General features: G+C 63.0%; 15 protein-coding genes. 9 read left to right on the forward strand and 6 right to left on the reverse strand.

Going from position 1 to position 24,527, the window contains the following annotated elements:
- The first annotated feature begins 23 nt into the window (after nucleotides 1-23).
- Nucleotides 24-290: a 30S ribosomal protein S20 gene (rpsT, locus tag AC0IYS_RS09075; RefSeq protein WP_090315381.1), complete on the forward strand. Its 267-nt coding sequence runs from the start codon at nucleotides 24-26 to the stop codon at nucleotides 288-290.
- 147 nt (nucleotides 291-437) lie between these two features.
- On the opposite strand, the gene AC0IYS_RS09080 is transcribed toward rpsT, so the two are convergent.
- Nucleotides 438-1,607: an acyltransferase family protein gene (locus tag AC0IYS_RS09080; protein ID WP_471704854.1), complete on the reverse strand. Its 1,170-nt coding sequence runs from the start codon at nucleotides 1,605-1,607 to the stop codon at nucleotides 438-440.
- 84 nt (nucleotides 1,608-1,691) lie between these two features.
- Complete coding sequence (locus AC0IYS_RS09085; RefSeq protein ID WP_471704855.1) at nucleotides 1,692-2,258, reverse strand: pseudouridine synthase; 567 nt, start codon at nucleotides 2,256-2,258, stop codon at nucleotides 1,692-1,694.
- A 210-nt stretch (nucleotides 2,259-2,468) separates the two neighbouring features.
- On the opposite strand from AC0IYS_RS09085, the gene icd reads away from it, so the two are divergent.
- Nucleotides 2,469-3,728, forward strand: a complete 1,260-nt coding sequence (icd, locus tag AC0IYS_RS09090; protein ID WP_471704856.1) for an NADP-dependent isocitrate dehydrogenase — start codon at nucleotides 2,469-2,471, stop codon at nucleotides 3,726-3,728.
- Nucleotides 3,729-3,903: 175 nt separating this feature from the next.
- On the opposite strand, the gene AC0IYS_RS09095 is transcribed toward icd, so the two are convergent.
- On the reverse strand, nucleotides 3,904-5,355 hold the full coding sequence (locus tag AC0IYS_RS09095) for a serine hydrolase domain-containing protein (RefSeq protein WP_471708830.1): 1,452 nt from the start codon (nucleotides 5,353-5,355) through the stop codon (nucleotides 3,904-3,906).
- 288 nt (nucleotides 5,356-5,643) lie between these two features.
- On the reverse strand, nucleotides 5,644-5,847 hold the full coding sequence (cspE, locus tag AC0IYS_RS09100) for a transcription antiterminator/RNA stability regulator CspE (protein ID WP_010395943.1): 204 nt from the start codon (nucleotides 5,845-5,847) through the stop codon (nucleotides 5,644-5,646).
- A gap of 324 nt (nucleotides 5,848-6,171) precedes the next feature.
- Between cspE and clpS the strand changes: the two genes are divergently transcribed.
- From clpS to AC0IYS_RS09130, 6 genes are all read left to right on the forward strand, one after another.
- A complete protein-coding gene (clpS, locus tag AC0IYS_RS09105) occupies nucleotides 6,172-6,474 on the forward strand; it encodes an ATP-dependent Clp protease adapter ClpS (RefSeq protein ID WP_090315375.1) in 303 nt (100 codons plus the stop codon).
- Nucleotides 6,471-8,777: an ATP-dependent Clp protease ATP-binding subunit ClpA gene (gene clpA / locus AC0IYS_RS09110; RefSeq protein WP_315220997.1), complete on the forward strand. Its 2,307-nt coding sequence runs from the start codon at nucleotides 6,471-6,473 to the stop codon at nucleotides 8,775-8,777. Before clpS ends, clpA begins: the two co-directional genes overlap by 4 nt.
- Nucleotides 8,778-8,962: 185 nt before the next feature.
- Entirely contained in the window at nucleotides 8,963-12,130 is a 3,168-nt protein-coding gene (locus AC0IYS_RS09115; protein ID WP_471704857.1) for a M4 family metallopeptidase, read from the forward strand.
- 144 nt (nucleotides 12,131-12,274) lie between these two features.
- The gene (locus AC0IYS_RS09120) at nucleotides 12,275-15,607 is read left to right on the forward strand and encodes a S41 family peptidase (protein ID WP_471704858.1); all 3,333 of its coding nucleotides are present in this window, start codon (nucleotides 12,275-12,277) and stop codon (nucleotides 15,605-15,607) included.
- Nucleotides 15,608-15,617: 10 nt separating this feature from the next.
- A complete protein-coding gene (locus AC0IYS_RS09125) occupies nucleotides 15,618-18,926 on the forward strand; it encodes a S41 family peptidase (RefSeq protein WP_471704859.1) in 3,309 nt (1,102 codons plus the stop codon).
- Between the two features lie 141 nt (nucleotides 18,927-19,067).
- Nucleotides 19,068-21,512 (forward strand): FtsX-like permease family protein, encoded by a 2,445-nt coding sequence (locus AC0IYS_RS09130; RefSeq protein WP_471704860.1) that lies wholly within the window; start codon nucleotides 19,068-19,070, stop codon nucleotides 21,510-21,512.
- Nucleotides 21,513-21,538: 26 nt separating this feature from the next.
- Here the strand turns inward: AC0IYS_RS09130 and AC0IYS_RS09135 are convergent, their stop codons facing one another.
- Both AC0IYS_RS09135 and prpR read right to left on the reverse strand, forming a co-directional pair.
- Nucleotides 21,539-21,673, reverse strand: coding sequence for a hypothetical protein (locus tag AC0IYS_RS09135; protein WP_471704861.1), 135 nt, complete (start codon nucleotides 21,671-21,673; stop codon nucleotides 21,539-21,541).
- Nucleotides 21,674-21,783: 110 nt separating this feature from the next.
- Entirely contained in the window at nucleotides 21,784-23,439 is a 1,656-nt protein-coding gene (prpR, locus tag AC0IYS_RS09140; protein WP_471704862.1) for a propionate catabolism operon regulatory protein PrpR, read from the reverse strand.
- A 164-nt stretch (nucleotides 23,440-23,603) separates the two neighbouring features.
- Between prpR and prpB the strand changes: the two genes are divergently transcribed.
- Nucleotides 23,604-24,515: a methylisocitrate lyase gene (prpB, locus tag AC0IYS_RS09145; protein WP_471704863.1), complete on the forward strand. Its 912-nt coding sequence runs from the start codon at nucleotides 23,604-23,606 to the stop codon at nucleotides 24,513-24,515.
- Nucleotides 24,516-24,527 lie beyond the last annotated feature (12 nt).

Here is a 24,527-nt window from a genome sequence, read left to right on the forward strand (position 1 = left end):
TTTACCCTGATTTAGGAAATTCCATGGCAAATACCGCACAAGCGCGCAAACGTGCTCGTCAAGCAGTCAAGCAAAACGCTCACAACTCGTCCCAGCGCTCGACCCTGCGCACCGCTATCAAAGCAGTGCGTAAGGCGATCCAGGGCGGCGACAAAGCTGCTGCGACCGCAATCTTCCAATCGTCCGTGTCGAAAATCGACAGCATTGCGGACAAGAAGATCATCCACAAAAACAAGGCAGCTCGTCACAAGAGCCGTCTGGCAGCTGCCCTGAAGGCACTGTCCGCTTAATTCCCCTCACCGGGAGTCCAAGCAGAAACCCGCGCTGACTTCGGTCGGCGCGGGTTTTTTCGTTTGTGGCGAGGAAAAGCTGGATGGTTTGATGGTAGGTGTAGGGGTGGGGCATCCGCCGGGCCCTGCCGGCGGATAAGGTGAGACTCAGGTGGCCAGCTTCGGCTTGAACCTCAGCAGTACCTGCTTGCCCATCTGTATTCCCTTCTTTTCCACCGAATTGAACAGCAGCCATCCGATCGCATAGCTGATCGGCAGGGCGATGGCGATGACGACGCCGAAGCGCACCACGGCCGGCAGTTGCACATAGGCGGCCTGGCGCGCCAGCAGGCCGCCCACGGGCAGCACGATCAGCAAATGCACAAGGTAGACGCTGTACGAGGTCTCGCCGAGGAACATGGCGATGCGGTTGGACAGGAGTTTGCGCAGGCCGATGGTGGCGCCGGCCAGCGCGTTGCTGCCGGGGAGGGTGCCGTTATTCATCAGATAGAACATGCCGACGACCAGGAGCACGCGGGCCACGGCTACCTCGCTGCGCTCGAAGTAGAGCCACACTATCGCAAGACCGACGCCGGCCAGCAAGCCGCGATGCATGGTGCGTTCGGCGCGCGCCTGCGCGATCCACATACCGATCAGGAACACGTAGAACTTGATGGCGAGGAATGCCGGCATCGGGAAAGAGTGGAAGTAGTCGCGGAAGAAAAGGCGGATGGCCAGGCAGATGCCGATCAGCAGGCCGCTGGCGACGATCGGCGACAGGCGCGCCATCAGGATCATGATGAACGGGAAGAACAGGTAGAACTGCATTTCCAGTCCGATCGACCAATCCGGCAACGCGGTGCGGAACGCATAGGTCGGCGAGAACCCGAACAGGAAACTCACGTGCATGACGATATTGGTCAGGCTCTGGTCCAGATAGCGCTCCGGCGCAGTGGCCGTCGCCGGCCAAGCCTGCGCGATGACTTCGCGGAAGTGACCCATCTGCGGACCGGCCACCAGCGCCACCACCAGTACGACGTAGTACAGCGGCGCGATGCGGAAGAAGCGGCGCACCCAGAAATGGCCGATGGTGCGCGTCGATTCCCAGGGTTCGGTCTGCTGGCGGGCGATATAGTTATGCGCCATCAGAAAACCGGACAGCAACATGAACAAATCGACGGCCAGTTCGCCCCATGACAGTATCGGGATGTGGCGCATGCCGGTAAGGATCTGAATGTGGGTAAGCAGTACCCAAATGGAGGCCAACCCGCGCAGGCCGTCCAGCCAGGGCAAATTGCCCTGGTTTTGCCCTGTGGCCAGGGCGGAATGGTTGTTCATTTGATTACCTATTGACGATGTTTGCGGAAGGCAAAGGCTTCCATCTTGCATCATAGCAGTTTTGCATCATTTTGACTGCTCAGTTCACTCTGCCTTTAGCAGTTCGTGTGGCTGCACCGGCATCGATTCGCCTGGCATCAGCGGGTGGCTCGCCAGCGAGATGGCGCCGATGGCGGTGCGCACCAGCCGCAAGGTCGGCAGCCCGACCGCCGCCGTCATGCGCCTGACTTGGCGGTTCTTTCCCTCTTGTAACGTGATCGCCAGCCAGCTGGTCGGCTGTCCGGCGCGTTCGCGGATCGGCGGATTGCGCGGCCACAGCCACTCCGGCTCGGCGATCCGGACCGCCTTGCAGGGTTTGGTGACGAAATCGCCCAGGTCGATCGGCGCCTGCAACTTGGCCAAGCTGTCGGCATCGGCCACGCCTTCTACCTGCACCAGGTACACCTTGGCCTCCTTATGGTCCGGATGGGCAATCTGGTGCTGCAGCTTGCCGTCGTCGGTCAGCAGCATCAAGCCTTCGCTGTCGGCGTCGAGGCGGCCGGCCGGGTAGATGTTGGGGATCTTCAGATAGTCGGCCAGGGTGGCCTTGTCGTCCTGCGGCGAGAACTGGCACAGCACTTGGAAAGGTTTATTAAATAGAATGAGGGGCATGCTTGTGTGAGGATGGAATTGGTGTAGGCTTGAAGGCCGGTGTCGTAAAATCGTAGCGCCCACTAAAATACTGGTGCATAATGCAAAACGCCTGTCTTATGTCTTATAGAAGACCTAGGTATTTGTACTAACTTGGCAATAAAACAAAGAATCCTTGCCCCGGTAGCTGTATTGTATGCCGCTTGCCGAGCGTCCATTTCGGAGAACACGATGTACCAACATATCAACGTACCCGCCGACGGCCAGAAAATCACCGTCAACGCCGATTTTTCCCTGAATGTACCAGATAACCCGATCGTGCCCTACATCGAAGGCGACGGCACCGGCGCGGACATCACCCCGGTCATGCTCAAGGTGGTCGACGCGGCGGTGGCCAAGTCCTACGGCGGCAAGCGCAAGATCAACTGGATGGAAATTTTTGCCGGCGAAAAGTCGACCACCGTGTACGGCCCCGACGTGTGGCTGCCGGAGGAGACCCTGGCGGCGGTGAAAGAGTACGTGGTGTCGATCAAGGGCCCGCTGACGACGCCGGTCGGCGGCGGCATCCGCTCGCTCAACGTGGCGCTGCGCCAGCAGTTGGACCTGTACGTTTGCCTGCGTCCGGTGCGTTACTTCACCGGCGTGCCGTCGCCGGTCAAAGAGCCTGAGAAAACCAACATGGTCATCTTCCGCGAGAACTCGGAAGACATCTACGCCGGTATCGAATACCAGCAGGGTTCGGAAGGCGCCAAGAAATTGCTGGACTTCCTGGTCAAGGAAATGGGCGTGACCAAGATCCGCTTCCCGGAAACGTCGGGCCTGGGCATCAAGCCGGTGTCGATCGAAGGCACGCAGCGCCTGGTGCGCAAGGCGATCCAGTACGCGATCGACAACGACAAGCCGTCGGTGACCATCGTCCACAAGGGCAACATCATGAAGTACACCGAGGGTGGCTTCCGTGACTGGGCCTACGAGCTGGCGCTGAAGGAATTCGGCGCGGAGCTGATCGACGGCGGCCCGTGGTGCAAGGTGAAGAATCCGAAGACCGGGCGCGACATCACGATCAAGGATTCGATCGCCGACGCCTTCCTGCAGCAGATACTGCTGCGTCCGGCGGAATACAGCGTCATCGCCACGTTGAACCTCAACGGCGACTACATCTCGGACGCGCTGGCGGCCCAGGTTGGCGGAATCGGCATCGCGCCGGGCGCCAACCTGTCGGATTCGGTGGCGATGTTCGAAGCGACGCACGGCACCGCGCCTAAATATGCGGGCAAGGACTATGTGAATCCGGGCTCGCTGATCCTGTCGGCCGAGATGATGCTGCGCCACATGGGCTGGACCGAAGCGGCCGACTTGATCATCAAGTCGATGGAAAAAGCCATCGACTCGAAGAAGGTCACCTACGACTTCGCGCGCCTGATGGAAGGCGCGACGCAGGTATCGTGCTCCGGCTTCGGCGAAGTGATGATCGAGCAGATGCAGGACTAAGTCTGTAATACTCCGGGGTCAGGTCCACCATTTCTACACGGGCCCGACCTTGGGGCGTGGGCGAGGGCTATTTCACATGCGCGTATCGCCCAAATCTGCTTTTCGGCAAACGATTTTCACCAAATAGATCAGCACGTGTAGAAATGGTGGACCTGACCCCGGAGTTGCTTTTGGTTTATTTCCAGAGCATGAAGGGCAGCATGCCCCACGCGGCCAGCACCAGCATGCATTGCAGGCTTGCGATCAGCGCCAACGTATCGCCGACATGTCGCCGTCCGTCGCGCCACTGCATCGCAAGGCCCGCCGTCAACGTTAGCGGCAACGCCGCTGTTACCACCGCCAGCATGCCGCTGGCCATCGTCAATTCCCCCATCCGCAAGAACGACTGCATGTAAAACAGCGGCGCGGGCAGCGTCAGCGCGAGCACACCCATCAACGGCGCGAACAACGGATCGCGGGTGCGCAGCCGCCGCCGCAGCAGCCGCCAGCAACCGACAGTCACAATATAGGCCAGCCCCGGCAGCCCGATCCCCAGGCTCAGCCACAGGCCTGTGAACAGCACCATGTCGGCCTTGGCGTAGTTGCGGATGCCGTCGGTGACGATGCGCCGGCCGTCGTCGCCGACCAGCATCGCGTGCGTGTTGTCCAGGCGGCCGGCCTGCGTGAACAAGTGGCCGCCGGTCGGCGTCAATACCGTCGGCTCGCCCTGGAACGGCGCCAGCCGCACGACGCCACCCTCCCGGCCCACCCGCACAAAGTTGAAGACGATGTCGGTCCAGGCCAGGTTGCCGACCCTGTGCATCGCCGGCACGTAAATTCCCAGCCAGTCGCCGATGTCGCCGGCTGGCGTGGCGGGCTTGACCGCAGGCGCGGCCGGCTGGAGATGCAGCTTGTAGATCAGCAATTTGTTGAAGCGGTCGTAGTTCGCCGTTTCGCTGTCCGTGTTCATGGCAACAAAGAACGCCTTGCGCTGCGCCGGATACACGCACAGCATGGCGTTGAAGCCGACCGAGGTGCCGGGATGGCAGTAGCCAAGCTGTCCATGGCGGTCGCGGCCGACCAGCGCGTGGCCGTGGCCGGTCGTCAAGCCGGCCCGCACGGCCTCGGTGCCGCTGGGCGTGCCCAGTTGCGCCATCAGCCTGGGGGCGATGAAGGGGCGGCCGTCGATGCCGCCGTCGCCCATCAGGAAGACGGCGAAGCGCGCCATGTCGGCGGCGGTGGTGGTGAGCCGATCGGCCGAGGGCAGGTAGCCGCGCACGGCGGGCTGCGTGACGCCGCGCTCGAAGTGGCCCATCGCCAGACGCGGGTCCGCCTCCGGCCCGGTCTGGGTGACGAAGCCGAAGGTGCTGTCGCGCATCCCCAACGGTTGCAGCAATTGCGCGTCCAGATAGCGGTCGTAGCGCTGGCCGCTGACCGTTTCGATGATCATGCCGAGCAGCGCGTAGCCGATGTTGGAATAGGCGAAGCGGCTGCCCGGCCGCGCTTGCACGGTCAGCAGCGCGGGATCGAATGCGTTGGCGAAGGCGGCGCCGAGCGGCGTGTCGGCCCGGGCCGACAGGCTGAAGATGTGCCACAGCCGGAAGTTTTCCAGCCCCGCCGTGTGCGAGAGCAAATGCCGCACGCGGATCGGGTCGGTGTCCTGCCAGCGGTTGGTGAACCCAAACGGCGCCGGTCAGTTGTTCTTGCTGCAGAGTGCGTTGTATTTCCGTCGCCAGCGACGGCGCGGCGCGGCCCGGCATCGGGATCGACAGCACCACCAGGGCAGCCATCGCCAGCGTTATCAGATGAGTCATAGGGGGAGAGGGGAACGTCGGACTTCTACAACACTTTCGTTTGGCTATCCCCGTGGCCCGGGCCGGCCGCTGGACGAAAAAAAACCCCGCAGACGGGGTTTTTCACATCTGTGCCGTGTAACTTAGGCAGCTTGGATGTTGGAAGCTTGCTTGCCTTTAGGGCCTTGCGTGACTTCGAATTGAACTTTTTGACCTTCTTTGAGGGTCTTGAAACCGTTCATGTTGATTGCGGAGAAGTGAGCGAACAAATCCTCGCCGCCGTCATCTGGAGTGATGAAGCCAAAACCTTTGGAATCATTGAACCACTTAACTGTACCTGTTGCCATAAAAAGAACTTTCAAAATTAAAACGGATCACACGAGCCATAAAAGCAAGAAGCTTCTTGCCCCCTCCTCACGCCTCACTTCTTATCAACATGTACATTTCTGCACGAAGCCGATAACGCATTGTTAGCGGACCGATTTTTAAAGTCAAGCAGATTTGTATGCATTTTGCTACTTTTGATCTGCTTGGCGAAAAAGCAACTCTTGATTTTAACAAATGGGTCGCCATCTGCGCCATGTTAAGAAAACGCGTAAGATGGAAAACAATTGGATGTGCATAGTGAAATGCACATTGCATCAACCCCGAAAGCATTAGAATATAAGCGTATGGCAACCAAGCATGACACCGAAACCCTTTTGGAGCGGCAAGCGCTGAAGCCGCCACCGTTGTACCAGGTGGCGTTGCTCAACGATGACTACACACCGATGGAATTTGTAGTCGCTATCATCCAGGAGTATTTCAACAAAGACCGTGAAACAGCCACGCAAATAATGCTCAGTGTTCATCGCTACGGCAAAGGAGTGTGCGGCGTGTTCTCTAAAGATATAGCCTGTACCAAAGTGGAGTTCGTTTTAACGCATGCGCGCAAGGCAGGTCATCCCCTGCAGTGCGTGATGGAGGAAGTATGATTGCGCAGGAATTAGAAGTAAGTTTGCACATGGCGTTTGTCGAAGCGCGACAGGCCCGGCACGAATTCATCACGGTGGAGCACTTGCTGCTGGCCTTGCTGGACAACCCTTCGGCTGCCGAAGTGTTGCGCGCATGCGCCGTCAACATTGAAGATCTGCGCAAAACCCTGACCAATTTCATCGGCGATAACACGCCGACCGTGCCAGGCACCGGTGAGGTCGATACCCAGCCGACGCTCGGTTTCCAACGCGTGATCCAGCGCGCCATCATGCACGTGCAGTCGGCGTCCAATGGCAAGAAGGAAGTGACCGGCGCCAACGTGCTGGTGGCGATCTTCGGCGAAAAGGATTCGCACGCGGTCTACTACCTGCATCAGCAGGGCGTGACGCGTCTGGACGTGGTCAACTTCATCTCGCACGGCGTGCGCAAGGACCAGCAGACCGATGCCGCCAAGGCATCCGAAGGCGTGGAAGAGGGCGCTCCGGGCGGCGAAGGCCAGACCAAGGAAAGCCCGCTGGACCAGTTCACGCAGAATCTGAACAAGTCCGCCGCCGAAGGCAAGATCGATCCGCTGATCGGCCGCGAGGACGAGGTCGACCGTGTGATCCAGATCCTGTGCCGTCGCCGCAAAAACAATCCGTTGCTGGTCGGCGAGGCCGGCGTCGGTAAAACCGCCATCGCCGAAGGCCTGGCCTACCGCATCACGCAAAGCGATGTGCCTGAAATCCTGCAAAACGCCGTCGTGTATTCGCTCGACATGGGCGCGCTGCTGGCCGGCACCAAGTACCGCGGTGACTTCGAACAGCGCCTCAAGGCCGTCCTCAAGCAATTGAAGGACAACCCGAACGGCATCCTGTTCATCGACGAGATCCATACGATCATCGGCGCCGGTTCCGCCTCGGGCGGCACCCTGGACGCATCGAACCTGCTGAAGCCTGCGTTGGCCAACGGCCAGCTCAAGTGCATCGGCGCGACCACCTACACGGAGTTCCGTGGCGTGTTCGAGAAGGATCACGCGCTCTCGCGCCGCTTCCAGAAAGTGGACGTCAACGAGCCGACCGTCGAGCAGACCGTGCAGATCCTGCGCGGCCTGAAGTCGCGCTTCGAAGAGCACCATGGCGTGAAGTATTCGTCGTCGGCGCTGTCGACCGCCGCCGAACTGGCAGCGCGCTTCATCAACGACCGCCATCTGCCCGACAAGGCGATCGACGTCATCGACGAGGCCGGTGCTGCGCAGCGCATCCTGCCGAAGTCGAAGCAGAAGAAAACCATCGGCAAGACCGAGATCGAGGACATCATCGCCAAGATCGCCCGTATCCCGCCGCAGACCGTCAACCAGGACGACCGCAGCAAGCTGCAGACCATCGACCGCGATCTGCGCAACGTGGTGTTCGGCCAGGATCCTGCGATCGAAGCGCTGGCGTCGGCGATCAAGATGGCGCGTGCCGGTCTGGGCAAGACCGACAAGCCGATCGGCTCCTTCCTGTTCTCCGGTCCTACCGGCGTCGGCAAGACCGAGGTGGCAAAGCAGCTGGCCTTCATCCTGGGCATCGAGCTGATTCGTTTCGACATGTCCGAGTACATGGAGCGTCACGCCGTGTCGCGCCTGATCGGCGCGCCGCCGGGTTACGTCGGTTTCGACCAGGGCGGTTTGCTGACTGAAGCCATCACCAAGAAGCCGCACGCGGTGCTGCTGCTCGATGAGATTGAAAAAGCCCATCCGGACATTTTCAACATCCTGCTGCAGGTGATGGACCATGGCACGCTGACCGACAACAACGGACGCAAGGCCGACTTCCGCAACGTGATCATCATCATGACCACCAACGCGGGCGCCGAAAGCTTGCAGAAGTCGTCGATCGGCTTTACGAATTCCAAGCAGGCAGGCGACGAGATGGCCGACATCAAGCGCATGTTCACGCCGGAGTTCCGCAACCGTATCGACGCGACCATCAGCTTCCGCGCGCTGGACGAGGAAATCATCCTGCGCGTGGTCGACAAGTTCCTGATGCAGCTGGAAGAGCAGCTGCACGAGAAAAAGGTCGAGGCGATCTTCACCGAGAAACTGCGCAAGTTCCTCGCGAAGAAAGGTTTCGATCCGCTGATGGGCGCACGGCCGATGTCACGCCTGATCCAGGACATGATCCGCAAGGCGCTGGCCGACGAGCTGCTGTTCGGCCGTCTGGTGACCGGTGGCCGCGTGACCGTGGATCTGGACGAGAAGGATGTCGTCAAGCTGGAGTTCCCGGAACCGCCGGATGCGGCGCCAACCACGCCGCCGGAGACTGTGGAAGTCGACTAAGTCGGCCAGGCCAGCTGGATCGCAGTATCGAAAACCCCGCCCGCTTTGCGCCGGCGGGGTTTTTTTCGTCCGCAAGCGCACCCGCAATCATGTAAAAATAAAAATACAATTTGACACTTTCTGGCTTTTAACTGATACTTGAAATACTTCATATTATCAATAAAACATCATCACCAGGGATCGTCATGTTCAAGTTTCTCGTGCCGGCACTCGCTGCCGGTTTTTTGTGCCTGCCCGCTTGGGCCGGCACCGTCTTCATCCAACACACCTTCGATCTCGGCCTGCCCGACACCGTCACCCCCACGCAACTGCGCTATTCCAGCGACGAATTCGCGCCGCTGACGATCCACCAGGGCGACGTCGTCGAACTCGACTATTCCTTCCTGCCCGGCCAAGCCGTGAGCATGGCCAGCGCCAACGGCTACCAGCTGTTCAACCTTGGCCTCTACCAGGATGCCAGCGATTCACTGAACACCAGCAACTTCTCGGTTGAAGGCCTGCAGATGTCGCTGTCCGGCGTGGCCGGGGCATCGCTGGCGACGCTGCACGGCTTTAACCAGAGCGGCGGCACGTCCCACCTCGGCGCCTTGTTCGGTGGACCTTACTTGCCGGCCGACACCGCCATCACCTTCACCGGCATGCGCGCGCGGTTCGTGGTGGGCGAACTGGAAAACGGCTATGCCAACTACAACGCGGCCTTCTTCAGCGTGGGCGCGGCCAAGGTCGGCGTGGCCGAGGTGGCGGTCGTGCCGGAACCGGAAACGTATGCGATGTTCGGCGCCGGGTTGGCCATGCTGGCGCTGGTGCGCCGTCGCCGGCGCAGCGGCCTCAAGGGCGCGACACGTCCCTCGATACCGCGATGCCTGACCGTGTTTTCCGCGGCGCTGTGCGTGGGCACCGCCAGCGCCGCTGGCACAACGGCCGCCGACAACACCATGGCCGGTCCGCTGGCGGCAGCCGCGCGCGACGCCGCGCCATCCCTCGTCGAGCAACTGGTGGCCGCCCACGCCCAGCCGGAACCGTTCGCGCTGGCCCTCGACACCATCCACCCCGGCGTCGCCGGCACGCGCATCGCGCGCCTGCATCACACCTACCGCGGCGTACGCATCTGGCAATCGGAATCCGTGGTGACGCTGGCCGACGATGGCGCCGTCATCGGCGAAACCCTGAGTGACCGGCGCGGCGCGCTGGCGACGGCGACGGAAGAGGGCGCCAATGCGCTACCGGAGCGTCCGCCGGTGAGCGCGCAGGAAGCGATTAACCTGGTGCTCGCCGGTGTCGAACGCGGCGCGCGGCCGCTGGAGGAGACCACCGCCGAGCTGGTCGTCTATCCGCTGATGGCAAGAACCCGCAATCGCACCGGCGAGGGAAAGCCGCTGGCGCAACTGAACGCGCTCGATGTGGACGACGTGGTCACCGATTACCGCCTGGCCTACGTGGTCAGGACGCGCATGCTGATCCGCAACGACTTGCAGTTCTGGGATCACATCGTCAGCGCCGAGGATGGCCACCTGATCGACCGCCACAACGCCCGCACCGACGTCGCCGGCACCGGCCACAGCCAGTACAACGGCGTCGTCAAGCTCAACACGACCAAGAGTGGCGCGCTGTACCAGATGAAAGACACCAGCCGCGGCGTCGGCGGCAAGTTCGGCGGGTTGGCGGTCACCAACGCCAATAACGACTACATCCCCACCGGCAAGCTCTACACCGACGCCGACAACCAGTGGGGCGACGGCTTGCAATACATCGCCGGCGCCAGCACCACCGGCGTCAACGGCCAGACCGCCGCCGTCAACGCCATGTTCGGGCTGGCAAGCACGTACGACATGATGAAAAACGTCATGGGCTGGCATAGCCTGGATGGTAACAATACCGCCACCTACGCCACCGTGCACTATGGACAGGCCCACACCAACGCCTACTACGGCGAGGACTGCCGCTGCATCCGGGTGGGCGACAGCAACGGCGTCGACTATAAAAATCTGGGCGTGGTCGATGTGCTCGGCCACGAGATGGGCCACGGCGTCACGGCGCGCACCTCCAAGCTGCCGATGTACGGCGAGGCGGGCGGCCTGAACGAATCGGGCGCGGACATCAACGGCGAGATGGCCGAGGCCTACGCGCACAATGGCGGCGTCGGCAAGACGGTCCCGGCGGGCAACGACTGGATGATGGCCAAGGAGGCATGGTTTCCCGGCCAGGCGCTGCGCTATCTGCGCAAGCCGTCCAGGGACGGCAAGAGCCGCGATGCCTGGAGTGCCGACATCGGCAAGCTCGATCCGCATTACAGCAGCGGCGCCAACAACCGCATGTTCTACTTCCTGTCGCAGGGTTCGGACGCCAAGGCCGGCGCGGAGGGCCACAGCGCCTACCTCAAGCGCACACCCAGGGCCATGACCGGAATCGGCAACGACAAGGCCTACCGCATCTGGTTCACCGCCAACACCACCAAGTTTGCCGCCGGCACCAACTATGCGGCGGCGCGCCAGCACATGATCGACGTGGCGCGCCAGCTATACGGCGACGACAGCGCCGAGGCGATCGCCGTGCAGCGCGCCTACGCCGCCATCAACGTCGGCTACGACATCGACGAGCCTGGTTACAAATCGCCGGTGGCCTTGCTGACCCAGCCCGCCAGCACCGGCGCTACCATCGGTCGGCCGGCGGTTTTCACGGCCTACGCGGAGGCCGGCACGGCGCCGTATTTCTACGCCTGGTACAAGAACGGCGCGCGGGTGCGCAACGCTACGGGTCCGGCCTACAGCTTCATCGCGACGGCGGCCGACGCCGGCGCCAGGATCACTGTGCGCGTGACCGACAGCGCCAACCTGCCGACCACGGCCACCAGCCAGACGGCCGTGCTGAGCATCAACCCGCCCGGCACCTTGTACGAACGCATCGCCAACGGCGGCTTCGAGGATGGCGAACTGGACTGGGCTGGCCATCTGAACAAGATCAGCACCTGGATCCAGTACCCGGCCCAAGCGGGCAAGTACATGGCGTGGTTCGGCAACTATGAAACCGGCGCCGGCGCGGCGATCTACCAGGCGCTGACAATCCCGGCTAACACCGCCACCGCCAAGCTGTCGTTCGCGCTGAGCGTGAGCACCACCGGCAACGCGGCCGTGGCGCAGGACCACTTCCGGGTCGAGGTGCGCGGCCTGTTCAACCAGCCGCTGGCGCTGGTCAAGGCGTTCAGCAACCTGGACGCGGCGCCCGGCTTTGTCACCCACAGCTTCGACTTGAGCGCGTTTCGCGGCAAGACGGTGCGGCTGCGGTTCGCGTCCAGCTCGGATGGCGATCAGTCAAGCTGGTTCATGTTGGACAATGTCAGCTTGAAAACGGAGTAACAGTGGCGCGGCTGCGGGGCAGTTTTTCTTTGCGTCAAGCGGTCAAGGTATGACAGAATCGTCGTTCCTATCGACAACTTGCAAAGCCTGTCCATGTCACCGCTCCGCCTTCGTTTCCGCCTCCGCCCCGTTGCCTTGATCCTGATGTCCGCCGGCCTGTTGGCCGGCCAGGCGGCTTCCGCCGCCGAATCCTACTACCGTTTCCCCGCCATCCGTGGCGACGCCGTCGTCTTCACCGCCGAAGGCGACTTGTGGCGCACCGGCGCCCAGGGCGGGCAGGCGCAGCGCCTGACCACGCATCCCGCCGCCGAAACCAACGCCGCCATCTCGTACGACGGCAAATGGATCGCGTTCTCCGCTTCCTACGAGGGCGCACAGGAAGCGTATGTCATGCCGGTCGCTGGCGGCCTGCCGAAGCGGCTGACGTTCGAGAACGGCGCGGTGACGGTGCTAGGCTGGACGGCGCAGGGCGAGGTGCTGGTCAGCACCCAGGATTCCAAGGGGCCCTCGGCGCACCGCATCGTCGCCGCCGTGCAGCCATCGACGTTGCAGCGCCGCGTGTTCGCCGTCGCCGACGCCAACGACGCGGTGCTCGACGACGCCGGCAAGACCCTGTACTTCACGCGCTACGGCCTGGCCCTGACCAACGACAACGTCAAGAATTATCGCGGCGGCGCCCACGCGCAGTTGTGGCGCTACGACTTGAACGCGGGCGCCGGGGCGGAAGCCAGGCCGCTGCTGGCCGACGATGCCGGCAACAACAAGCGTCCGATGTGGTGGCAGGGCCGGATTTACTTCATCAGCGACCGTGCCGGCTCCGACAACCTGTGGTCGATGGCGCCCGATGGCAGCGATCCGCGCCAGCTCACCAAACATACCGACTGGGATGTGCGCAACGCGGCGATGGGCGACGGCCGCGTCGTCTACCAACTGGGCGCCGACCTGCGCGTGTTCGACCTGGCCGCGTCGGCCGACCGCCAGCTTTCGATCGGCCTGGTCTCGGACTTCGACCAGCAACGCGCGCGTCAAATTCGCTCGCCGCTGGATCAGTTGACGAATGTGCAGCTGTCCGCCAAGTCCGAGCGGCTGGTGTTGACGGCGCGCGGGCGCGTCAGCCTGGCCGGCACCGGCGCCCAGCGCCGCGTCGAGATCGCGGTGCCGGAAGGCGCGCGGGCGCGCGAGGCGGTCTTCAGCCCGGACGACAAGTGGGTCTACGCGATCGTCGACACCACCGGCGAAAACGAAATCTGGAAGTTCGCCGCCGACGGTTCCGGCCCCGGCCAGCAACTGACCCGCGACGGCATCAGCCACCGCTGGCAGCTGTATCCATCGCCCGATGGCCGCTGGCTGGGGCACACGGACAAGAAGGGCCGTTTCTGGCTGCTGGACCTGGCCACCAAATCGAATATCGTCATCGACGACGCGGGCAAGGCCGGCGTCGACAAGCACGACGAAATCCTGTGGTCGGGCGACAGCAAGAACCTGGCGCTGGTGCGCTCCGCAACCACCGAGCAGCGCGAGCAAATCGGCTTGTACAACCTGGCGTCGAAGCAGCTGGCCTTCGTTACCAGCGACCGTTACACCTCGCGCGCGCCGGTGTTTTCGCCGGACGGAAAATGGCTGTACTTCCTCTCTGCCCGCAACTTCCAGCTGGCGAACGGTTCGCCGTGGGGCGACCGCAATATGGGACCGGTGTTCGACAAGCGCACCGGCGTCTATGCGCTGGCGCTCCAGCCGGGCAACCGCTTCCCGTTCAAGCCGGACGATGAACTGGGCAAGCCGGGCGAGAAGGTCGCCGAGGGCACGGCCGACAAGGCGGTAGAGCAGGCGGCGGAGAAGGCGGCTGAGAAAGCAGTCGCTAAAGCGGTCGAAAAAGCCGTCACCAAAACTGCGCCGCCGGTCAAGAAATCGGACAAGTCGCTGCCGGAGATCGTCTTCGCCGGCCTGCAGGACCGCCTGTATGAAGTGCCGCTGGCGCCCGGTAACTACCGTGGCCTGAACATGGACGACAAGCGACTGTACTTCCTGGATGTGGAGTCCGGCGATGGCAAGGCGAATCTGAAAACGCTGGCGATCGCCGCCAACGGACCGCAGCCGGAAACCTTCGCCGCCGGCGTGCGCGAATTCGACCTGGCCGCCGACAAGAAGCACATTTATTACCGCACCTTCAGCGGCGGGCCGGGCGACATGATCATCGTCGACGCGGCCGCCAAGGCGCCGGGCGACATCTCCAAGTCCAGGGTCAAGATCGACGACTGGAGCTTCACCTCCAATCCGCGCCTGGAGTGGAAGCAGATGTTCAACGACGCCTGGCGCATGCACCGCGACTTCCTGTACGACGCCAAGATGCGCGGCGTGGACTGGACCGCCGTGCGCGATAAATACACGCCGCTGGTCGAACGCGTGACCGACCGCGCGGAGCTCAACGACATCCTGGGCATGATGATCAGCGAGGTCGGCGCGCTGCACTCGCAGATCGCGCCCGGCGACATTCGCCGCTCCGCACCGGAGGGCGTGCCGGCAGGGCTGGGCGCGCTGCTCACGCGCACCGCCGAAGGCTACCGCGTCGATCACATCTACCGCAGCGAGCCGGAGCTGCCGTCCGAGCGCGGACCGCTGGCGCAGGCTGACGTCAACGTGAAGGAGGGCGACATCATCACCGCCGTCAACGGCAAGCCGGTGCTCGAGTCGCGCGACATCGCCGACCTGCTGCTGAACCAGGCCGACCGGCAGGTGCTGCTGCAGATCAAGCGCAAGGCCGGCGGCGCCGGCCCCGTCATCGTGATGCCGGTGAATATGTTCAAGCAGGCCGGCCTGCGCTACAGCGACTGGGAGCAGAGCCGCGCGCGCCAGGTGGAGACGGCGTCGAAGGGACGCATCGGTTACCTGCACCTGCGTGCCATGGGACCGCGCGACATCGCCTCGTTCGCGCGCGACTTCTACGCCAACGTCAACCGCGAAGGGTTGATCATCGACGTGCGCCGCAACAACGGCGGCAATATCGATAGCTGGATCATCGAAAAACTGCTGCGCAAGGCTTGGGCCTTCTGGTCGTCCCCGGGCGCGCAGCCGGCGCCGAACATGCAGAACACCTTCCGCGGGCATCTGGTGGTGCTGGTCGATGAACTGACCTATTCGGACGGCGAAACCTTTGCGGCCGGCGTCAAGGCCCTGGGGCTGGCGCCGCTGGTCGGCAAGCGCACCGCCGGCGCCGGCGTCTGGCTGAGCGATAACAACCGCCTGAGCGACAACGGCATGGCGCGCGTCGCCGAGAACGGCCAGTTCAACACCGTCGACGGCCATTGGCTGATCGAAGGCGTGGGCGTGACGCCGGATGTGGAAGTGGACAACCTGCCGCATGCGACCTTCATGGGACAGGACCGGCAGCTGGAAGTGGCGTTGGAACTGCTGGACAAAAAGTTGAAGGACAATCCGATCAAACCATATCAACCGCAGGTGATCCCCGCGTTGAAATAAGGAGACCTTGATGCACTTGAAGCGCCTCGTATCCGTCGCCGTCGCCGGTGCGGCCATCACCATGGCCCAATCCGCGCAGGCACTGCCCAGCACCAGCGATACCCGCATGCTGACCGAGCCGGCGTTATCGGCCACCCACCTGGCCTTCATCTATGCGGGCGATGTGTGGCTGGCGAATCCGGACGGTGGCGCACCGCGTCGCCTGACGTCCGACCCGGGCGAGAAATCGAATCCGCAATTCTCGCCGGACGGCAAACTGATCGCCTACAGCGCGCAAGTCGACGGCAACACCGACGTCTATCTGCTGCCGATCGAGGGCGGGGTGCCGAAGCGGTTGACGTATCATCCTGGCGCCGACGTGGTGCAGGGCTTTGCGCCCGACGGAAAGTCGGTGATGTTTACTTCGCCGCGCGCGGCGTTCAACAACCGCTATCGCAAACTGTTCACCGTGCCGGTGACCGGCGGCGTGGAGACGCAGCTGGAAGTGCCGAACGCCGCGCGCGCCGCCTGGTCGCCCGATGGCAAGAGCATCGTCTACAACCCGTTCTCGCCAGCCTTCCTGCAGTGGAAGCACTACCGGGGCGGCACCAACTCGATTCTGTGGCTGTTCAACCGGGGCGACAAATCGGTGGTCAAGATACCGCAACCGGCCACGCATTCGAACGACGTCGATCCGATATGGATCGGCGACACCGTCTACTTCCGCTCCGACCGCGACGGCGAATTCAATCTGTATGCCTACGATGTGAAGTCCAAGGCCGTGCGCGCGCTGACGAAGCATACCGACTTCCCGGTGCTGAACGCTTCCGCGTCGGGCAACGGCATCGTCTACGAGCAGGCCGGCTATCTGCACGCGCTGGACCTGGGCAGCGGCCAGGCGCGCAAGCTGACCATCGGCGTCAGTAGCGACCTCGGTATGTCGCGTCCGCGCTGGGTCAGTGGCGCCAAGTACATCCGCAATTTCTCGGTGTCGCCGTCGGGTGCGCGGGTGGCGTATGAATTCCGTGGCGAGATCGTCACCATCCCCGCCGACAAAGGCGATGTGCGCAACCTGACGCAGACCACGGCCGCCAACGAGCGCTCGCCCGCATGGTCGCCGGATGGCCGCTCGGTCGCCTACTTCTCGGATGAATCGGGAGAGTATGCGCTGCATATCCGCGCGCAGGACGGCAAGGGCGAACCGCGCAAGTTCAAGCTGACCGGTTCCGGCTTCTACGACAATCCCGTCTGGTCGCCGGACAGTAAAAAAATCGCCTACACCGACAACTCCTGGACCTTGTACGTGATGGATGTCGCCTCAGGCACGATCAGCAAGATCGCGTCCGAACCGCTGTATGGCGTGAACAAGACCTTGCGCGCGGCATGGGCGCCGGATTCGCGCTGGATCGCCTACGCGCTCAATTCGATGACCTACACGCGCAGCGCCTATATCTATTCGCTGGAGCAGAAAAAATCCTGGCCGGTGACGGACGGCCTGTCGGATGTGGTCAATCCGGTGTTCGACAAGAGCGGCAAGTATCTGTACTTCTTCGCCTCCACCAACGCGGGACCTAGCAATAACTGGTTCTCCCAGCAGAACGAGGACAACCGCGTCACGCGCACCGTCTGGATGGCGGTGCTGCGGCGCGACCTGCCGTCGCCGCTGATCAAGGAGAGCGACGAGGAAAAAACAGCCCCGGCCACGCCACCGGTGTCGGAGAAGAAGGAACCGGCCAAGCCGGAGACGCCGAAGATCGATCCGAAGACGGGGCGCGACGATCCGAAGGTCACGGTGGCGCCGGTCGCGCCGATGACTATCGATTTCGAGGGCATCGAAACGCGCATCGTCGATTTGCCGATACCGGCGGCGTCGCTGTCGGACCTGGAAGCGGGGCAGGACGGGCAGATATTCTTCCTGCGCGAGAACGACGGCAAGAAAGCGATCCAGCGCTTCGACCTGAAGGACCGCAAGGCCGAAACGCTGCTGGCGGAGGCCGATGAATTCGAGGTGTCTTCCGATGGCAAGAAGATCGTCTACCGCCTCAAGGAAGCGTGGGCCATGGGTAGCGCCAGCGCCAAGACATTGACGCCGGGCGAAGGCAAGATCAAGGTCGAGGCGATCGAAGTGCGCGCCGAACCGCGCGCCGAGTGGACGCAGATTTTCAATGAGGCGTGGCGGATTAATCGCGACTTCTTCTACGACCCTGGCATGCACGGCGCGAACTGGAACAAGATGCGCGAGAAGTATGCGCAGTTCCTGCCGGAGCTGTCATCGCGCGCCGATCTGAATCGCCTGATCCAGTGGCTGTGCAGCGAGCTGGGTGTCGGCCATCACCGCGGCGGCGGCGGCGACTTCTTCACCGACAGCAAAGCGGTGCCGGGCGGCCTGCTGGGGGCGGACTACGAAATCAGCGACGGCCGCTACCGCTTCAAGAAAGTGTATGGCGGCTTGAACTGGAATCCGGCGCTGCGCGCGCCGCTGACGGAGCCGGGGCTGAACGTCAAGGCCGGCGAGTATTTGCTGGCGGTCGATGGCCGCCAACTGGTGGCGCCGACCAATCTGTATAGCGCCTTCGAAAACACCGCCAACAAGGCGATCGACATCACGGTCGGCCCGAACGCGGACGGCAGCAAGTCGCGCACCATCACCGTGGTGCCGGTGCCGACCGAGGACGCGCTGCGCAACCGCGACTGGATCGAGGGGAATATCCGCAAGGTCAACGCGGCCACCGGCGGCAAGGTAGCCTATGTGTACGTGCCGAACACCGCAGGTTTGGGGCATACCTATTTCAAGCGCTACTTCTTCCCGCAGGCCGACAAGGATGCCGTCATCATCGATGAACGCTTCAATGGCGGTGGCAGCGTGGCCGACTACTATCTGGAGATTTTGCAGAAGAAGGAAATCGCCTGGTGGACCATGCGCTACGGCGCGGACATGAAAACGCCATCGGCCTCGATCCAGGGACCGCGCGCGATGCTGATCGACGAGACGGCCGGCTCGGGCGGGGACCTGCTGCCGTGGATGTTCCGCAAAAACCAAATGGGGCCTTTGATCGGCAAGCGAACCTGGGGCGGATTGGTGGGCGTGCTTGGCTTCCCGGTGCTGCTCGATGGCGGCACGATCACCGCGCCGAACCTGGCCTTCTGGACGCGCGAGGGCGGCTGGGGCGTGGAAAACGAGGGCGTGGCGCCGGACATCGAGGTCGATCAAACGCCGGCGGACGTCATCGCCGGACGCGATCCGCAGCTGGAAAAGGCGATTGAGGTCATCAAGGCGGAACTGGCGAAGAATCCGCCGGTGCGTCCTCCGCGTCCGGCCTTCCCGGTGAAGTCGAAGTAAAGTGTTCGGAAGTGAACAGCGCCAACGTCCACTTCCGAACAAATATCGCCGATTCCGTGCGCGGCGGGGTAAAACAGGGTGTAAAAAGCCGTGGCATGGTAGTTGCAATGCTCCTTTATCTTCCATCCACGGACTTACCCAATGAAGCTACGCGACTTGCGCATCGGTTGGCGCACCCTGATCCAGGAGCCTGCATACAGCCTGGCCTCCGTGCTGGGTCTCGGCATGGGCTTGGCCGCCTGCCTGCTGCTGCTTGGTTACGTACGCTATTCGATGGAGTACGACACGCACCTGCCCGACGCGGATCAAATCTACGTCGTTAAACACCACTTCAATGTCGAACAATCGTCGCCGCTGTTCGATCTGGCGCCGATGTTCCTGCGCGAGACCGCGCTCAAGATCCCCGGCGTCGTCGACGCCACCAGCTATATTCCGGCACGCCCGGAGATCACGCCGCTGACCGTGCGCGTCGATCGCAACCTGATGACGGTGCGAGGCCTGATCGTGCTGCCCGGTTTCCCGTCGATGCTCGGCCTGCGGGCGGTGCAGGGCGATCTGGCGCAGGCGCTGGAGCGGCCCGACCTGTTTGTCGTCACCGAAACGGCGGCGCTGCGCATGTTCGGCACGCGCAACGCGTTGGGGCGGACCATGCTGTCCGAAGGCGCGACCATGCAGGTCGGCGCCGTCGTGCCGGCGCCTCCGGCCAACACGACGATTCCGTTCGAGGTCCTGTTCGGCGTTCATGCGGGCGTGGTGGAAAAAGCCATTCGGCACGAAATGCTGACCGGCGAAGGCGGCTGGATGACCAAGATGCTGCTGCGTGTGAAGCCGGGCGCCTCGGTCCCCGAAATCGTCAGCCGCTTGCAGCAAGTGGTGGACGTCACGCCCAGCGTGAATCAATGGCCGCCGGAGGTGCGCGAGCGGCTCGGCAAGCGCAAGGCGATTGAATTGTCGATGTCGCCGCTGCGCGACGCTTACTTCGACCACACGATAAAGAACAGCTTTATCGCGCTGCCCGGCGACCGGGCCAGCCCCGTTGTCACCGCCGGCCTGGCAGCGATCGCGGTACTGATCCTGCTGCTGGCCGGGATCAACTATGTCAACCTGGCGATGGTGCGCGTACTGCGCCGGCAGCGCGAGGTCGCGATGCGCAAGGTGTTGGGCGCCGGCGCGCGGCGCATCGCGCTGCAGTTCGTACTCGAATCGCTGCTGGTGACGATGGTGGCGACCGTACTTGCCTTGCTGTTGGCGTGGCTGGCGTTGCCGGCATTTTCCCACCTGGTCAACCGCCAGCTGGAAGGCTTGTTCTCGCTACAAAACGTCGCCGCCGCATTCGGCATCGGGGCGCTGTTGGGATTGGCCACCGCCGCGTATCCGGTCTGGATCGCGCTGCGGGTGCCACCGCGCCAGGCGCTCGAGGGGCGGCCGGATACGGAGTCGGTCGGCAGCATGCAATGGCGCCGCGCGCTGACCGTGTTGCAGGTCGCGGTCGCCATGGGCTTCGCCAGCGTCACCATCGCCGTGGCGTGGCAAACCGACTTCGCGATGCACGCGTCTCCCGGTTTCGATCCCGCGCCGATGGTGATCGTGGATATGCCGGAGCGCGTCAAGGAAAGCGAGAAGGCACGGCGCTTTTACTCGGCGTTGAAAGCGCAGCCCGGCGTGGCCGCAGTGGTGATCTCCGAAGACCCGGTGGGGCGGCTCGACTACATATGGACGCGGGCGCTCAAGCGACCCGGCGGACAGGCGGCGACGATGGAGATGAAATCGGTCAGCGCGAATTTCTTCGAGGTGCACGACATCGCGCCAAGGGCGGGGCGGCTGTTCAAGGAAGGCATCGACGCCGAGAACGACAGCGTGCCGGTGGTGCTGAACGCCGTCGCAGCGCGCGAACTTGGCTTCGCCAGCGCGGAGGAGGCGGTGGGGCAGTCGGTGATATTCACCGGTTTCGACAACGTCGTGACGACGAAGCGAATTGTCGGCATTGCGCCGGAGCTGCGTTTCCGTTCACTGCGGGACAAGCCGAACGCTGTCGCGTATGACCTCGGAACCACCGGAACGGTGCTGAGTTTGCGCGCGTCCGGTAAGCCGGCCGATATCGAACGCGCTGCGCGTGAGCTCTGGCCGAGCTATTTTCCCGATGCGATTGCGCGCACCTATCGCGCGGCCGACATCCTGGCCGTCAATTATGAAGAGGATGCACGCCTCGCGCGGTTGCTGGCGGTGGCCACGGGCATCGCGTTGGTGATCGCGGCATTCGGGACCTACGTCTTGTCGGCGAACACCGTGCAGCGGCGGGCGCGCGAGATTGTGCTGCGAAGGCTGCACGGCGCGCGCCGAACCGACATCGGCATGCTGGTGCTGCGGGAGGTCGGGGCACTGCTGCTGGCGGCGGCCGTGCTGGCGCTGCCCATCGCGGCGGTGGCGATCAACCGCTATCTCGCCGGCTATGCCGAACACGCGCCGATCGGGTACTGGACGTTGGTGCTGGCGCTTTCGCTGACGTGGGCGATTGCGCTGATCGCGATCGCGCGCCATACCTGGATCGCGATGCGCATGGTGCCGGTGCGGGCATTGCGCATGTGAGCGCGCCGCCTCTACCCGGCGATTGCTTACAGTGGCTGGTACGGGCTGTTGGCGTACGGGGCGCCTGCCAATTCAAATGCGCGGCGGATCAGCGCTTTCCAGTCGCGGCCTTTAGCTGCCGGCGAGGTCATGGTCTGTGGGGTGGCGATGTAGGTGATCATATAAACTCCTTTGTACGGCGTTTTTGCAATAACTACAGTCTAGCCGCTCTCCAGATATAAATATAATTTTAAATTCCGATATTTGATATTCGAATTGTTTATGACTTCTGTCATTGTCCTCTGGAATCAGTCTCTTCCTTCAGCCGCCGCCACAGGGTGGTGCGGCTGATTCCCAGGTAGGCGGCGGCTGCATCGCGGCGTCCGCCAAACCGGGCCAGTGCTTCGGTTGCCGTTTCGATATGCTGTGTGCCGGCTGGGGACGTGGACCCGGCTCGATCTGTCATCGTCGCCGCAGCGACCGTCTCGACGCCCAATTCCGGCGCTACGCTAAGAACAAAGGCTGGCGTCAATGCCTGCAACGGCTCGGCCGCAAGATACAGCGCCAGACGCTCCGTCAGGTTGCGCAGCTCGCGCACGTTCCCCGGCCAGTTGTAGCGGCGCAGCAGCGCTGCGCAGGCGTTCATCTCCGCATGCAGGTTCGGGTGCGGGCGGGCGCCCAGCGACGCCAGCGCGTTTTTCAGCGACCACTCGGCCAGCGTCATGACATCGTCCGGGCGGGCGCGCAACGGCGGCAGCGAAAGCCGCAGCACCGCCAGCCGATAAAACAGGTCGGCGCGGAAGCGGCCTTCGCGCACGCGCTGTTCCAAGTCGCAGTGGGTGGCGCTGACGATGCGTACGTTGACCGGAATCGGCCGCGTGCCGCCCACGCGCACCACTTCCCGTTCCTCCAGAACCCGCAGCAGGCGGGTTTGCAGCGCCAGCGGCATCTCGCCGATTTCATCGAGGAAGAGCGTGCCGCGATTGGCTGCTTCAAACAAGCCGGCATGGCCTCCGCGCCGGGCGCCGGTGAACGCGCCTTCCTCGTGGCCGAAAAGTTCGGATTCCAGCAGCGATTCGGCGATCGCGCCGCAGTTGACGGCGACGAACGGCCGGTTTTGTCCCAGGCTGCGCGGGCTTTCGCGGTGGATCGCTTGCGCCACCAGCTCCTTGCCGGTGCCGGTTTCCCCTTGTATCAGTACCGTGGCCGGAGATTTCGCGTACAGCACGACGGACTGCCGCAGCGTCTCCATCGCAGCCGATTCGCCGCGCAGATGGTTGAGCCCATGCCTGGCGCGCAGAGTATCGGTCACCACCGCGCCGCGCGTGCGAGCGCGGTTCGATTCCAGTTGCGTCAGGCGCGCCATTTCCAGCGCATCGTCGAAGGCGTGGCGGATCGAGGCGGCCGAGTAGACGAACACCCCGGTCAGTCCCGCTTCCTCGGCCAGGTCGGTGATAAGGCCCGCGCCGACGATGGCCTTGATGCCTGCCGCTTTCAGGTCGTTGATCTGCGCCCGCGCGTCTTCCTCGGTGGCGTAGGTGCGCTGCGCGACATCGAAGCCGAAGGTGCCGGCGAATTCCGCCAGTTCCGGCAAACGCTCCTGATACGTGATGACCCCGATTCTGTCCGATACCCGTCGCGCGCGGGCCAGCGCCTGCATCACGTCGAAGCCGCTGAATTTTGCGATCACCACCGGCACCGACAGGCGACCTTTCAGATACGCCGCGTTTGAACCGGCGGCGATGACGGCGTCGCAACGCTCGGTGGCCATGCGCTCGCGGATGTGGCGCGCCGCCTCGTCGAAACCGAGGTTAATCGGTTCTATCGTGGCGAGATTGTCATATTCGAGCGTGATGTCGCGGAACAGGTCGTAGAGGCGCGACACGGAAACGGTCCAAATGACCGGTTTATCGTCGGGATCGAACGGCAGGGGCATGGAATGGCGCATGGTTCAATTGTAGCGTACTCGTTGCATGGTACGTTTCGATGTTTCAAAATGAAACGCCAGTGAAACGTTTGTAAAAGCTAAGTGGTTGATTTCTATAGCGTGAGCGGGTGGCACGCCCCTTGCAATAACATTGCAACTTCAATGCAATACTGAAAGGTCAGAACATGAGTCAATATTCCGCAGGCGCCGCCTTCCGCAAAGCTGTTCAGGAAGAATCCCCGTTGCAAGTGGTCGGCGCGATCAACGCCAACCACGCCTTGCTGGCCAAACGCGCCGGCTTCAAGGCGATTTATTTGTCGGGCGGCGGCGTGGCGGCGGGTTCGCTCGGACTGCCGGACCTTGGCATCTCGAATCTCGACGACGTGCTGACCGACGTGCGCCGCATCACCGACGTTTGCGATCTGCCGCTGCTGGTCGACGTGGACACGGGGTTCGGCGCCTCCGCGTTCAATGTGGGGCGTACCGTCAAATCGATGATCAAGTTCGGCGCCGCCGCCATGCATATCGAAGACCAGGTCGGCGCCAAGCGCTGCGGCCACCGTCCGGGCAAGGAGATCGTCTCGAAGCAGGAGATGGTCGACCGCATCAGCGCCGCAGTCGACGCGCGCACCGACGAGAACTTCGTCATCATGGCGCGCACCGACGCGCTGGCCGTCGAGGGACTGGATGCGGCCATCGAACGCGCCGTCGCCTGCGTGGAGGCGGGCGCCGACATGATCTTCCCGGAGGCGATGATCAGCCTCGATATGTATAAACAGTTCGCGGCCGCCGTCAAAGTGCCGGTGCTGGCTAATATCACCGAATTCGGTTCGACGCCGCTGTTCACCGTCGATGAACTGCGCGGCGCCGATGTCGGCCTGGTGCTGTATCCGCTGTCCGCTTTCCGCGCCATGAACAAGGCCGCCGAAAACGTCTACGGCGCGATCCGCCGCGACGGCACGCAGCAGAACGTGCTCGAGTCGATGCAGACCCGTGCCGAGCTGTATGAACGCATCAACTATCACAGCTTCGAGCAAAAGCTCGATGCCTTGTTTGCGGCACAAAATTCCGCTCAAAACGCTGTACACAAAAAATAACAGGAGACCAGA

Source organism: Duganella sp. AC237, assembly GCF_979254035.1.